Here is a 13,724-nt window from a genome sequence, read left to right as displayed (position 1 = left end):
ATCAATCTTTTTCTTCAAGCCTTTCTGTACGATGTTACTCCATGCCGAGGAGCACATCGTTGGCATAGGTGGCATACACTTCCTGCTGTTCTTCCGCACTCAACTGGTCGTACGCCTTATCCACAGGAGCCATACTTGCCACTGGCTTCACCTCCTGAGAAGAATCATTGTCCCCAACAGCATTACCTATTAAGAGTAGCATGGAAACGGAAGCCGCAACACTTGCAGCAGCCAGCCAGATTCGCCTCATCATCGCCTTGCGAGGATGCTTCTTCTTTTTCTGCTCCTCCAACGCCACTTGGGCTAGTACATTCGCCTGCACCTTGCCGAAGAAATCTTCCGGCATGGTAAAAGGCATCTTCTTGCCTACTCTATCCAAGTTGTATTCTCTATCCATATCTGTCTTCTTTTTAAATGTTCTTTTTAATGTTCAAATTGTATTTTCACAGAATGAGAAATCTTTCATATCCCGACTCTCATTCTATTGCGTCACGAATCGCTTCATCTGCTCTATAATCTTGGCTTTGGCAAAATGATAGTTGGCCTTGGCAGAACTTTCCGTTGTTTCATTGGCATCTGCGATTTCCCTGAAGCTCATCTCATCGTAATAACGCATATTGAAAACCGCCTGCTGCTTGGGTGGCAGAGAATGGATGGCTTTCTGCAAAGCCACGGTCTCCTCATCACCAAACTCGAAATAGCGGTCAGACTCCACACCTCGAACTCCATCCAAAGGACAAGATTCCAGCTTCTGTACCCGAAGACTACTTAGCGTAACATTGGTTGCCACCCGATAGAGCCAGGAGAACAACGAACTGTTGCCTTTGAAACTTGAGAACGAGCGATACACTTTCAGAAACGTTTCCTGCAGCAAATCCTGTGCGTCATCATGCGACACCACCAGACGCCGGATATGCCAGTAAAGCCTTTCCTGATATGTATCCATCAGCAATTTCATCCCCACGTTGGGATTCGTTTGCATCTTCTCTATGATTTCCTGATCAGTACTATTCATTGTTCTCATTTTATTAGTTAGACTACATAAATGCCAAAAGGTTAAATGGATAGGAATCTTTTCTTTTATTTTTCTTCAACAATAAAGTCTAACTTTACACTTGAGTGCCATCATCGGTGGTGCCAACTTCTCCGACTCAAAACTACTGTTTTTTCATTGCAAAATAAAAAAAGAAGACAGGAATGAGAGGAAATGAATACCACTATCAAGACTTGAGAAGCATTCTATCCGTGCCATTCCTGCCCATCCTTAAAGCAAAATATATTTTCCCTTAAGGGTTTTTATTTTTTTCCTTAAGGGAAAATATATTTTGCTTTAAGGGGGAAAATACTATATATAATTTAAGGTATAAAAGAAAAAGAGCCACAATACCTTCCCTACTTTTGAAAAAACACACATATTTTTTACATTTATTAGAAACAAAAAGTACTGAGTACATCATTCCAAAAAGTACTCAGCACTCATCAATAAAAAAAAGACCAACATCTGAGTTGAACATCAAACTCAAACGGTGGTCTTTTTATATATCATTTCCACTCTTAAACGTGGAATTTATTCCCACTCAATTGTCGAAGGTGGTTTTGAAGAGATGTCATAGCAAACGCGGTTAACACCCTTCACCTTATTGATAATCTCGTTACTTACCTTAGCCATGAAGTCGTATGGGAGATGTGCCCAGTCGGCTGTCATCGCATCAGTACTTGTTACGGCACGCAATGCAACTGGATGCTCGTATGTACGCTCATCACCCATCACACCTACTGAACGGACTGTAGAAAGCAATACGGTACCAGCCTGCCAGATCTGATCGTAGAGAGACACCTCAATCTCACCATTCTGCATGTCAGCAGGAACACCGGCAGCCAGGACGCGGCGAGCTTCCTCACCACTCAACTTCACCTTGTACTCACGCAAGCCACGGATATAGATATCATCAGCATCCTGAAGGATACGTACCTTCTCTGGAGTAATATCACCCAAGATACGGACAGCCAAACCAGGACCAGGGAATGGATGACGGGTAATCAAGTGCTCAGGCATACCCATAGAGCGACCTACTCGACGAACCTCGTCCTTGAACAACCACTTCAATGGCTCACACAACTGAAGGTTCATCTCCTTAGGAAGACCACCTACGTTATGATGGCTCTTGATTACCTTACCAGTGATATTCAAGCTCTCGATACGGTCTGGATAGATAGTACCCTGAGCCAACCACTTGGCACCTGTCTGCTTCTTAGCCTCAGCATTGAAAACCTCAACGAAGTCACGGCCGATAATCTTACGCTTCTTCTCTGGATCTGTAACACCAGCCAAGTCTGCAAAGAATTTCTCTGATGCATCAACACCGATAACATTCAGACCCAAACACTTGTAATCCTCCATCACATCACGGAACTCATTCTTGCGGAGCATACCATGATCAACGAAGATACAGGTAAGATTCTTACCGATAGCCTTGTTCAGGAGAACAGCTGCTACGCTGGAATCAACACCACCAGAAAGACCAAGGATGACCTTGTCATCACCCAACTGTGCCTTCAACTCAGCCACAGTAGTCTCAACGAAAGAGTCAGCGCTCCAATCCTGCTTGCTACCGCAGATATCTACTACGAAGTTCTTCAGCAACTGTGTACCCTGCAAAGAGTGGAACACCTCTGGGTGGAACTGAACTGCCCATACAGGCTGCTTGGTAGAAGCATAAGCAGCATAGTTCACATTGGCAGTAGAAGCGATGCACTTATAATCCTCAGGGATGGCAGTGATGGTATCACCATGGCTCATCCATACCTGCGAGTTTTCAACAAAGCCCTTGAACAAAGGATTCTCTACATCGAAGTGTTCCAAGTTGGCACGACCATACTCACGGCTGTCAGCAGCCTCTACCTTTCCGCCCTGGGCATAAGAGAGGTACTGAGCACCATAGCAGATGCCGAGCACAGGAATACGACCGATGAACTGGCTCAAATCAACCTTGAAAGCTTCCGGATCATGAACGGAGTATGGGCTACCGCTCAAGATAACACCAATTACAGATGGGTCATCCTTTGGAAACTTGTTGTAAGGCATAATCTCGCAGAAGGTATCAAGCTCACGAACACGACGGCCAATCAGCTGTGTGGTCTGTGAACCGAAATCCAAAATAATAATCTTCTGTTGCATATTGTCTAATTTATAATTTATAATTTACAATTTATAATTCTTTCAGGAATGCTTCCGCCTCTTTCAGCGTCTCCTGCTTTCCCACATCCATCAGCTTGAGGTCGTTCTTTACGTATCCCTCTATGCGCACCTTGTCGCAATGCTTCAGATAGAAGTCCATGATGGGGAACTTATCCGGTTCCTCCTCCATCAGCGGGAAGAGCGATGGGGCTACCATGTGAATGCCCGAGAAAGCATACATCTTATAATCTTTGGGATTGAGATTCGGATAAGGACTCTTCACCTCGCCCGTCTCAATATTCGTCCATCCCACCAGTCGCATACTGTCATCGAAGAGGAGATAACGCTTGGTCTTGCGCTCACTAACCATCAGTCGGGCAGCTATCATATCCTGGCTCTCCATCTGGTAGAACTTCTTCAGGTCCACATTACTTAATATATCAACATTGTGGATGAGGATAGGCTCCGAAGATTCAAAGAGCGGCCATGCCTTCCTGATTCCTCCACCCGTTTCGAGAAGCTTGTCGCTTTCGTCGCTGATGCGGATGTCCATGCCGAAGTTATCGTTCTCTCGAAGATAGTCGATGATTTGCTGGGAGAAATGATGCACGTTCACTACAATGCGAGTGAAACCTGCATCCTTCAACTGAAAGATGACACGTTTGAGCAAAGGTTCTCCTCCGACACTTACCAAAGCCTTCGGAATGCGGTCGGTAAGTGGCTTAAGGCGAGTGCCCAAACCTGCTGCGAATATCATTGCTTGCATCATTGCTAAATAGCTATTTTAAAATGTGCGTGCAAATTTACTAACTTTTTGCGAGATAGCCAAATTTGCACGCTAAATATTATTGTTTTGCAGGCAAAACCTGCTCAATCTCTTGCTCACGGTGGCAAATTCGCACTTCCACGCCAAACTTTTCGTGAATGTGCTCTGCCAGATGCTGGGCTGAATAGACACTGCGATGCTGACCGCCGGTGCAACCGAAACAGAACATCAGCGAGGTGAATCCGCGCTGGATATATCGGTTTACATGATGATCAGCCAACGCATAGACATGTTCCAGGAACTGTAGTATCTCGCCATCATCCTCCAGGAATCGGATGACAGGTTCATCCAAACCGGTCAACTTCTTATAAGGCTCATACCTTCCAGGATTGTGGGTGCTTCTGCAATCAAACACATAACCACCTCCATTTCCTGATGGATCCTCCGGAATTCCCTTCTTGAAAGAGAAACTGAACACTCGCACCACCAGAGGGCCCTTGCCGTCATACTTGGAATAAGTGGCAGGACCATCCTGCGGATGAGCCCGGTAGATGTTGTTATCCGTAATCTTGTAACCATCAGCACGGGTAACAGCCACGCTCTCAATACGCTTGAACTGCGGCAACTCGGTGAGTCGGCGCAGCATATCCATCATATAAGGATATGGGAACACCTTCTCGCCCATCTTCAGCAAATCGCGCAGGTTCTGAATGGCAGCCGGAATACTTTCCAGGAAATGCTTCTTGCGCTCAAAATAGCCACGGAATCCGTAGGCACCCAACACTTGCAGGGTACGGAAGAGCACAAACAGACTCAACCGATTCACGAAATGGCGGATAGATGGCACCTCTGTATAGTTTTTCAAAGACTGATAGTACTCCCAAACCAGCTCACGGCGCAACTTGAACGGATACTTTGCCGAAGCCTGCCAGAGGAAAGAAGCCAGGTCATAGTAGAACGGTCCCTTTCTGCCTCCCTGGAAATCGATGAAGAACGGATTGCCATCAGCATCGAGCATCACATTGCGTGCCTGGAAGTCGCGATAGAGGAAGCAGTCCATCTTTTCGGATGTCAGGTCCTTCGCAAACAGACGGAAGTTTGCCTCCAGTTTCAGTTCGTGGAAATCCAGATCGGTAGGCTTCAGAAAACAATACTTGAAGTAGTTGAGATCGAAGAGTACACTATCCACATCGAACTCCGGCTGCGGATAACAGTTTTCCCACTCCAGGCCACGAGCGCCACGCAATTGGATGTCAGGCAACTCACGAATGGTTTTCTTCAGGAGTTCCTTCTCCTTCTGGTTATATCTGCCACCAGCTTCCCGTCCACCTTTGATGGCATCAAAGAGGGATGTACCGCCCAGATCGGTCTGGATATAGCAGAGCTGATCCTCACTCACCGCCAAAACCTTAGGCACCGGCAACTGACGAAGATTGAAATGATTAGCCAGATAAATGAACGCATGATCCTCATCACGGCTCGTTCCGATGACACCTATCACGGTATCACCATCCTGCTTGATGATGCGGAAATACTGGCGGTTGCTTCCCTGCCCAGCCAATCTGATGACTTCGATAGGTTCCTCACCAGCCCATTGCTTATAAAGATTAATCAGCTTTTCCATCCTTATTCAATTTACGACGTTTTCTGTCATCATCTATTTTCTGTGCAAAGTTGTCACCGATAAATAGAATCAACAGCACACCTAGCGTAGTTAAGAATGAGTTTGTATTAGTCATTCCCAACTCAGCCTTTGTTATATAAATCAGTCCTCCTATAACTATCAGAAAGACCAAAGCTTTTTTCCAATCAATATTATTCATGCTATAAAAATGCTATTGTGGTGCAAAGATACAATAAAATTCTGATTTAGTGGAAAGAAAGAGAATTTATTTTAGCAGGAAAACGATGTATTCGCAAATCCTTAACTCCCTTTAACGCAGGATGCCTATAAACACAAAAAAATCGGATGTCTCACGACAACCGATTTTCAAAAACAAACTACTTAAAAACTAATCTACTAAAACAAATCAAAAAAAATATCTTTATCGACCTTGCGGTCGCATTTATCAGTACTATTTCTATTACGATTGCAAAGGTACAAAAAAAGCCCAATACCTCCAAACAATTTTGCTTTTTTTTGCAGCTTATAAACAAATTAAACACAAAAATAGGGATAATTCGTTGAGAATCACCCCTATTTGTTATTTATAGTTTGCAAAACCGCACCTTTACAATATGCTTTGTTTGCACGAATCTGTAGAATTATCTACCATATTCTGCAAGATTACATCATGCCGCCCATGCCTGGAGCAGCAGCTGGTGCTGCAGGAGCTGGCTCTGGTTTGTCAACCAATACGCACTCTGTAGTCAGGAACAAACCAGCAATAGAAGCAGCGTTCTCCAAAGCTACACGCTCTACCTTGGCAGGGTCTACGATACCAGCCTGGCGCATATCCTCGTAAACATCCTTGCGGGCATTATAACCGAAGTCACCCTCGCCCTCGCGTACCTTATTAACAACTACAGATCCCTCGCCACCGGCATTGGCAACAATCTGGCGCAAAGGCTCCTCGATGGCACGCTCTACAATGCGGATACCTGTTGTCTCATCAGCGTTGTCACCCTTCATATCCTTCAATGCCTCGAGAGCACGGATATAAGTGGTACCACCACCAGCTACGATACCTTCCTCGATAGCTGCACGGGTAGCGCAGAGAGCATCGTCAACACGATCCTTCTTCTCCTTCATCTCAACCTCAGAGTTGGCACCTACATAGAGGACAGCTACGCCACCGGCAAGCTTAGCCAAACGCTCCTGAAGTTTCTCCTTGTCGTAAGAAGACTTGGTATTCTCAATCTCGTTCTTAATCTGGGCTACACGATCCTGAATGTTAGCCTTCTCGCCATGACCGTTAACGATAGTTGTATTGTCCTTGGTAACAGTTACCTTGTCTGCAGAACCCAGCATATCCAAAGTAGCCTGCTCCAACTTCAAGCCCTTCTCCTCAGAGATAACAACACCGCCAGTCAACACTGCGATATCCTCCAGCATAGCCTTGCGACGGTCGCCGAAGCCAGGAGCCTTCACGGCACAGATCTTCAAACCGCCACGCAAACGGTTAACTACCAATGTAGTCAATGCCTCTGAATCAACGTCCTCAGCGATAACCAACAATGGACGACCGCTCTCGGCAGCTGGCTGAAGGATTGGCAAGAACTCCTTCAGGTTAGAAATCTTCTTATCGTAAAGAAGGATATATGGATTATCCATTACACACTCCATCTTGTCTGCGTCTGTCATGAAGTAACCGCTCAAGTAACCACGATCAAACTGCATACCCTCAACAACACCGATGTTGGTGTCACGGCTCTTGCTCTCCTCGATAGTGATCACACCATCCTTGGAAACCTTACGCATAGCGTCAGCCAAGAGTTTACCAATCTCTGCATCGTTGTTGGCAGAAACTGTAGCCACCTGCTCAATCTTATCGTAGTTGTCATCTACCTGCTCAGCATGATCCTTGATGAAGGCAACGACAGCAGCTACAGCCTTGTCGATACCACGCTTCAAATCCATTGGGTTAGCACCTGCAGTAACGTTCTTCAAGCCCTCTGTTACGATAGCCTGAGTCAGGATAGTAGCAGTTGTTGTACCATCACCGGCATCATCACCAGTTTTGCTGGCAACGCTCTTTACAAGCTGAGCACCAGTATTCTCAAACTTATTCTCCAACTCTACTTCCTTAGCTACGGTAACACCATCCTTAGTAATCTGAGGAGCACCAAACTTCTTTTCGATTACCACGTTACGGCCCTTAGGACCGAGAGTTACCTTTACTGCATTTGCCAACTGATCAACACCCTTCTTCAAGAGGTCGCGGGCATCCATATTATATTTAATATCCTTAGCCATTTTCTTATTCTATTAACTATTAACTGTTAACTATTAATTATCAATTACTCCTCCACTACAGCGAGTACGTCGCTCTGACGCATCATCATATACTTAGTACCATCAAACTCAAGTTCAGTACCAGCATACTTACCGTAGAGAACAGTATCACCTTCCTTGAGAATCATCTCCTCATCCTTGGTACCCTTGCCGGTAGCAACTACCTTACCGCGCTGTGGCTTCTCCTTGGCTGTATCAGGGATAATGATTCCACCTACTTTTTCTTCAGCTGGTGCAGGAAGTACCAGCACTCTGTCTGCTAATGGTTTAATGTTCATGATTCTATATTTTTAAAATGTTATTATTCTTATCTTTTGTCTCTAGCGTAGCCAATGGTGGCATGCACTCTCAACACCCACGCCCTATACGAAAAACGTGCCAAAGCATCAAGACTGACACTTTGGCACGTATTTATACTGACAACCTTGTCAAGATTACTTTTTCTTAGCACTCTTTTTCTTGGCAGACTTCTTGGCTGCCGCCTTCAACTCCTTCTCCGGAGTAGTCAATGCCGTGTAGATAATATCTGCAATCTTACCGGCACCCTTGGCTGTAGGATGAATGCCATCACGCTGCATCATGTCTGCAAAAGTGAAAGCAGTGTGCAAATCCACGAAACTGCACTTATTCTTTTTGGCAAGTTTCTGTATAACAGGCATTTCACCATTCACAATGATACTGTCATTGATGGTCCAGGAATCCTTCAAGGCAGGAATCGGAGAACAGAGATAGATCTTAGGCTTGCTTGGCAACGCCTTCAAGGTATCAATCATCGCCTGCATGCTCTGCTTATATTCCTCTGCTCCCTTCGCCCAGTTATGGGTCTTGGTATCGTTGGTTCCCAACTTGACGACTACTACGTTAGGGTTGAAAGCCTTGGCATCTCTCCAAGCCAACTCGTTCATATAAGGCAGATCGCCCTTGTTCATCATTGTACGGGCAGAAACACCGAAGTTCTTCACCTCATAGTTATCACCCAACTTTTTCTGCAACTGAGCAGGATATCCTTTAACCGGAGCCATTCCTATGCCAAAGCCATCAGTGATGGAATTACCAATGCAAGCCACACGGATGGCATCCTCCTTTGGAGCCTTGAAACCGTTGAGCCAACAGGTAAGGTCGTTCAGCATCTGCTCATGATAAGGAAATCCATGGGCAGCATCACGGAAGCCCCAGCCATGACCGCAGGTTGGATAAACATGCATGGTACACTCGTTGCCCTCGTTTCTCATCGCAGAATAATAAGCCACACCATTGGTTACCGGTGGAACCACCTCATCATCACTCGACATCAGGATGATGGCACGAGGAGTGAGATGGCGACGGACAGCCTTGTCGTTAGACCATTCCTTCACCAGCTGAGGATTGGTCTTGCGTTCCTCACCCAGGAAGTTGACGCAGGAGCCCTTGTGGGTAATGCGCTCATCCATCGAAATCACAGGATAGAAGAGGATGGAGAAGTTAGGACGTACATCATATTCAGCATGGGTACTTACCGAAGAAGCCAGATGGCCGCCAGCCGAGAAGCCCATGATACCCACATCCTCCTTATTAATATGCCATACGGCAGCACTGTCTCTCACGGTACGCATCGCCTGGTAGGCATCACCGAGCGGGATATTGCGGTCGCCCTTCGGCATGCGATACTTCAGAACGAAGTAGGCGATGCCCTGCTTGTTGAAATACTCAGCCCACTGATGTCCCTCATGTTCCATAGCGAGATGAGAATATCCGCCTCCAGGACAGTCTACCACAGCACGACCACTAGGGTTCTGTGGCAGATAGCAGGTGAGTTCACTCTTACCATCCGCACTATTCTTAAGTACGAACTTGCGCGCTGTTGATTGCGCAAACATCGTCAAGGAGGCACAAGCCACCAATGACAAAGCTAAAAATCTTTTCATTACGTATTTAATTTTTAAGTTACGAGTGCAAAGTTACGCATTTTTTCGTTAATACAATGTTATATTTTCGCCAATTTTCGGTTATTTTGTTCAAAACCCTTTGCAGTTTGCTTCTTTTTTACTAAATTTGCAGAAAAATACAAAACTATTAGAATTATGAAGCAGTTTTTCAAAAACGTAGCAGCTACCATCATTGGTATTTTCGCCTCAGGAATCATCATGATGATCCTAGGATTCATCTGTCTGATGGGCATGGTGCTCAATGGCAGCAGCAAGCCTTCATTGGCTGACAACTCTGTGATGGTACTGAAACTGCAAGGTCAAATCGACGATAGAGCAGAAGACAACTGGTTGGGACAACTTACAGGCGACGACAAGTTCAACAACCTAGGTATGAACAATATTCTCTCAGCCATCAAAAAGGCTAAGAACGAAGATAAGATCAAGGGCATCTACCTGGAAACAGGTGATCTTGCCACTGATTACGCCACTCTACAGGAGATACGTGAAGCATTGGCCGACTTCAAGAAAAGCGGCAAGTGGATCATCGCCTATGGAGACAGCTACTCACAGGGTGCCTACTACCTCGCTTCCATCGCCAGCAAGGTGTATGTAAACCCAGAGGGACATATCGACTGGCATGGCATCGCTTCACAGTCACAATATATAAAAGATGTGGCAGCCAAGTTTGGCGTTCACTTCACCGTGGTAAAGGTGGGCAAATACAAGAGCTTCACAGAAACATATACCGAGGATAAGATGAGCGACGCCAACCGTGAGCAGGTAACCCGATACATCAGCGGACTCTGGAAGAAAGTACTCGCCGATGTAAGCCAGAGCCGTGGCATCGACAAGGATTCCCTGAATCACTATGCCGACGGACTGATGGTGTTTGACGATACCAGACAGCTGAAATCACGCAAGATGGTGGATGGATTCTGCTATTATGACGAGATTAAAAATGTGGTGAAGAAACAGCTCGGACTGAAAGAAGACGAGAAGATTCGCCAGGCATCTATGAATGATGTGAACGCAGCTATCGACGACAGCAGTCTGATGGGCGACCAGGTTGCCGTTTATTACTGCCAGGGAAGCATCGTAAGCACAGCTATTCCTAGCATCTACGGCAACGAACAGCAGATTGTGAGCACCGATGTCATCAAAGACCTGGAGGATTTGGGTAATGACAAGAGCGTGAAGGCAGTGGTTCTCCGCATCAATTCGGGTGGTGGAGATGCTTATGCTTCCGAACAGATTTGGCGTGCCGTAAGTCAGCTCAACAAGAAAAAGCCAGTTGTTGTTTCCATGGGAGGCATGGCTGCATCAGGCGCTTACTATATGAGCATGGGTGCCAGCTACATCATGGCACAGCCTACCACCCTGACGGGAAGCATCGGTATCTTTGGTGCCCTGCCAGACTTCAGCGAACTGATGACCAAGAAGTTGGGCTTCAAGTACGACGAAGTAAAGACCAACCGCAACAGCGGCTATACAGGAGCCGGATATTCCCGTCCTTGGAGTGCCGACGAGCTTGCCAACCTGCAAGCCTATGTGAACCGTGGCTATGCCCTCTTCCGCCAGCGTGTGGCTGATGGCAGAAAGATGAAGGTGGACGAAGTGGAGAAGATTGCGCAGGGACGCGTCTGGCTGGGAACAGATGCCAAGAACATCAAGCTGATTGATGGCTTCGGCAGCCTGAACGACGCCGTAGCCAAGGCAGCCCAACTAGCCAAGGTATCAGACTATGGCATGGTGGAATATCCTTTACCTGAAGATTGGACCACCCTTTTGCTGAAAGAAGTATCAGACAATAGCGGCAACTATCTCGACGAGCAGTTGCGCCTTACATTGGGCGACCTCTACAAACCATTCATGCTGATTCGCAACATGAAGGAAAAGGAACCAGTACAGGCAGCCATGCCATTCGTACTGAACATCCAATAGTGTGTGTGTGTATATATATAATAAGGTATAAGAAATAAAGGAGAGAGTGAAATGAGAACAGAAGGCGATCTTATCAAGATCAACGATTGGCTGCTACCACTCAGTTGGATATATGGTGGCATCGTGAGATTCCGCAACTGGCTCTTCGATATCGGATTGAAGAAAAGCCGGGCTTTCTCTATCCCCGTCATCTCGGTGGGCAATATCACCGTGGGCGGATCAGGAAAGACTCCGCATGTGGAGTATCTCATCAGATTATTACACGACAAGGGAAAAATTGCCGTGCTTTCTCGTGGCTACAAACGCAAGAGCCACGGCTATGTACTTGCCGACGAAAATACGGAAATGCCTGAGATTGGCGACGAGCCATTCCAAATGCACCAGAAATTCCCCGACATCTATGTGGCAGTAGATGCAAAAAGAGTAAGAGGTATCAACAACCTGCAGTGTGATGAAGCTACCAAAGACGTTGATGTGGTATTGCTCGATGATGCGTTCCAGCATCGCTACGTAAAACCGGGCATCAACATCCTGCTGGTAGATTACCACCGACTCATCATCTACGACAAGATGCTCCCGGCAGGAAGACTGCGCGAACCTCTGAGCGGAAAGAACCGAGCCGACATCGTCATCATCACGAAATGTCCAAAGGATCTGAAGCCGATGGAATTCCGCGTGCTCACCAAGGCAATGAACCTCTACCCTTTCCAGAAACTCTACTTCACGTGCATCGACTACGATACACCTAAGGGAGTTTTTACGGGAGAGCTGCTGCCTACCCAGAAAATCGAGACTACAGAAGAGGAAGAAATCATCGACCCAAATCTGGCAGGATTGAAAGATTATCACGTACTTCTCCTGACGGGCATTGCATCGCCTAAGCAGATGGAGCACGATCTCAAGCCGATGGTCAAGGATATGCAGTCACTATCCTTCGGCGATCACCATCACTTCAAGAGCAAGGACATCGATCGCATCAACGAAACCTTCGAGGCGATGCCTCAACCTCGCATCATCATCACTACAGAAAAGGATGCCGTGAGACTGAGAGACTCAGAAGGACTCTACGAGAGTGTGAAAAAGAGCATGTACGAACTGCCTATCAAGGTAAGCTTCATGCTTGATCAACAAAATAACTTTAACGAAAAAATTATTAGCTATGTACGAAAAAATTCAAGAAACAGCATCCTGGCTAAAAGAAAGGATGACCACAAGTCCGAAGACTGCCATCATTCTGGGAACAGGCCTAGGACAATTAGCTTCAGAAATAACTGATAGTTACGAGTTTCCATATAGTGAGATACCAAACTTCCCAGTTTCCACAGTAGAAGGTCATGCCGGCAAGCTGATTTTCGGCAAGTTGGGTGGCAAGGATATCATGGCCATGGAAGGCCGCTTCCATTTCTACGAGGGATACAGCATGAAGGAGGTTACCTTCCCAGAACGTGTAATGTACGAGTTGGGCATCGAGACCCTCTTCGTAAGCAACGCTTCTGGCGGAATGAACCCGGATTTCGAGATTGGCGACCTGATGGTCATCGACGACCACATCAATTTCTTCCCAGAGCATCCATTGCGTGGCAAGAACTTCCCTACCGGTCCTCGCTTCCCAGACATGCACGAGGCATACGACAAGCAGCTCCGCAATCTCGCCGATGAGATTGCCAAGGAGAAAGGTATCAATGTCAAGCATGGTGTATATGTAGGAGTACAGGGTCCAACCTTCGAGACTCCTGCCGAATATCGCATGTATCGCATCCTCGGTGGCGACGCCGTAGGTATGAGCACTGTGCCAGAGGTTATCGTGGCCCGCCACTGCGGCATCAAGGTATTCGGCATCAGCATCATCACCGACCTCGGTGGCTTCGACGTACCAGTTGAGGTAAGCCATGAGGAAGTGCAGATTGCAGCCAATGCTGCCCAGCCAAAGATGACGGAGATTATGCGAGAGATGATTCGCAGATCATAATTGTCAAC

At 46.5% G+C, this 13,724-nt stretch carries 12 protein-coding genes; 3 read left to right on the top strand and 9 right to left on the bottom strand.

All coding sequences use genetic code 11. From position 1 onward, the window contains the following. Positions 1-34: 34 nt before the first annotated feature. The 9 genes from V8Z93_RS06425 to axeA1 all read right to left on the bottom strand — a co-directional run bounded on the left by V8Z93_RS06425 (position 35) and on the right by axeA1 (position 9,803). Positions 35-397 (bottom strand): hypothetical protein, encoded by a 363-nt coding sequence (locus V8Z93_RS06425; RefSeq protein WP_203040864.1) that lies wholly within the window; start codon positions 395-397, stop codon positions 35-37. Positions 398-481: 84 nt separating this feature from the next. Then, entirely contained in the window at positions 482-1,015 is a 534-nt protein-coding gene (locus V8Z93_RS06420) for an RNA polymerase sigma factor (protein ID WP_439432729.1), read from the bottom strand. Between the two features lie 552 nt (positions 1,016-1,567). After that, complete coding sequence (gene guaA / locus V8Z93_RS06415; protein WP_439432728.1) at positions 1,568-3,178, bottom strand: glutamine-hydrolyzing GMP synthase; 1,611 nt, start codon at positions 3,176-3,178, stop codon at positions 1,568-1,570. Between the two features lie 31 nt (positions 3,179-3,209). Continuing rightward, positions 3,210-3,947 (bottom strand): nucleotidyltransferase family protein, encoded by a 738-nt coding sequence (locus tag V8Z93_RS06410; protein ID WP_439432727.1) that lies wholly within the window; start codon positions 3,945-3,947, stop codon positions 3,210-3,212. 76 nt (positions 3,948-4,023) lie between these two features. Continuing rightward, the gene (locus tag V8Z93_RS06405) at positions 4,024-5,568 is read right to left on the bottom strand and encodes a RapZ C-terminal domain-containing protein (RefSeq protein ID WP_439432726.1); all 1,545 of its coding nucleotides are present in this window, start codon (positions 5,566-5,568) and stop codon (positions 4,024-4,026) included. Further along, positions 5,552-5,767 carry a transporter gene (locus tag V8Z93_RS06400; RefSeq protein WP_203040524.1) on the bottom strand — a complete coding sequence of 72 codons (216 nt, stop codon included), beginning with the start codon at positions 5,765-5,767 and terminating at the stop codon, positions 5,552-5,554. Before V8Z93_RS06400 ends, V8Z93_RS06405 begins: the two co-directional genes overlap by 17 nt. A gap of 464 nt (positions 5,768-6,231) precedes the next feature. Then, positions 6,232-7,860 (bottom strand): chaperonin GroEL, encoded by a 1,629-nt coding sequence (groL, locus tag V8Z93_RS06395; protein WP_439432725.1) that lies wholly within the window; start codon positions 7,858-7,860, stop codon positions 6,232-6,234. A 44-nt stretch (positions 7,861-7,904) separates the two neighbouring features. Continuing rightward, positions 7,905-8,177 carry a co-chaperone GroES gene (locus tag V8Z93_RS06390; protein WP_117662833.1) on the bottom strand — a complete coding sequence of 91 codons (273 nt, stop codon included), beginning with the start codon at positions 8,175-8,177 and terminating at the stop codon, positions 7,905-7,907. A gap of 156 nt (positions 8,178-8,333) precedes the next feature. Then, a complete protein-coding gene (gene axeA1 / locus V8Z93_RS06385) occupies positions 8,334-9,803 on the bottom strand; it encodes an acetylxylan esterase AxeA1 (RefSeq protein ID WP_439432724.1) in 1,470 nt (489 codons plus the stop codon). A gap of 156 nt (positions 9,804-9,959) precedes the next feature. On the opposite strand from axeA1, the gene sppA reads away from it, so the two are divergent. From sppA to V8Z93_RS06370, 3 genes are read left to right on the top strand one after another with little or no spacing between them, the layout of a single operon-like run. Beyond that, on the top strand, positions 9,960-11,747 hold the full coding sequence (gene sppA / locus V8Z93_RS06380) for a signal peptide peptidase SppA (RefSeq protein WP_439432723.1): 1,788 nt from the start codon (positions 9,960-9,962) through the stop codon (positions 11,745-11,747). A 51-nt stretch (positions 11,748-11,798) separates the two neighbouring features. After that, entirely contained in the window at positions 11,799-13,022 is a 1,224-nt protein-coding gene (gene lpxK / locus V8Z93_RS06375; RefSeq protein WP_439432722.1) for a tetraacyldisaccharide 4'-kinase, read from the top strand. Next, on the top strand, positions 12,907-13,716 hold the full coding sequence (locus V8Z93_RS06370) for a purine-nucleoside phosphorylase (RefSeq protein WP_439432721.1): 810 nt from the start codon (positions 12,907-12,909) through the stop codon (positions 13,714-13,716). The genes lpxK and V8Z93_RS06370 overlap by 116 nt, the downstream gene beginning before the upstream one ends. The last annotated feature ends 8 nt before the right edge of the window (positions 13,717-13,724 follow it).

It is taken from the genome of Segatella copri, from assembly GCF_051861805.1.
GTDB classification, from domain to species: domain Bacteria; phylum Bacteroidota; class Bacteroidia; order Bacteroidales; family Bacteroidaceae; genus Prevotella; species Prevotella copri_M.
The sequence above is the reverse complement of the archived record's forward strand: the minus strand, read 5'-3'. Positions and strand labels throughout refer to the sequence as shown.

Coding starts and splice junctions, on each gene's coding strand:
- V8Z93_RS06425 (WP_203040864.1), bottom strand. CDS start 397: ATGGATAGAGAATACAACTTGGATAGAGTAGGCAAGAAGATGCCTTTT.
- V8Z93_RS06420 (WP_439432729.1), bottom strand. CDS start 1,015: ATGAATAGTACTGATCAGGAAATCATAGAGAAGATGCAAACGAATCCC.
- guaA (WP_439432728.1), bottom strand. CDS start 3,178: ATGCAACAGAAGATTATTATTTTGGATTTCGGTTCACAGACCACACAG.
- V8Z93_RS06410 (WP_439432727.1), bottom strand. CDS start 3,947: ATGATGCAAGCAATGATATTCGCAGCAGGTTTGGGCACTCGCCTTAAG.
- V8Z93_RS06405 (WP_439432726.1), bottom strand. CDS start 5,568: ATGGAAAAGCTGATTAATCTTTATAAGCAATGGGCTGGTGAGGAACCT.
- V8Z93_RS06400 (WP_203040524.1), bottom strand. CDS start 5,767: ATGAATAATATTGATTGGAAAAAAGCTTTGGTCTTTCTGATAGTTATA.
- groL (WP_439432725.1), bottom strand. CDS start 7,860: ATGGCTAAGGATATTAAATATAATATGGATGCCCGCGACCTCTTGAAG.
- V8Z93_RS06390 (WP_117662833.1), bottom strand. CDS start 8,177: ATGAACATTAAACCATTAGCAGACAGAGTGCTGGTACTTCCTGCACCA.
- axeA1 (WP_439432724.1), bottom strand. CDS start 9,803: ATGAAAAGATTTTTAGCTTTGTCATTGGTGGCTTGTGCCTCCTTGACG.
- sppA (WP_439432723.1), top strand. CDS start 9,960: ATGAAGCAGTTTTTCAAAAACGTAGCAGCTACCATCATTGGTATTTTC.
- lpxK (WP_439432722.1), top strand. CDS start 11,799: ATGAGAACAGAAGGCGATCTTATCAAGATCAACGATTGGCTGCTACCA.
- V8Z93_RS06370 (WP_439432721.1), top strand. CDS start 12,907: ATGTACGAAAAAATTCAAGAAACAGCATCCTGGCTAAAAGAAAGGATG.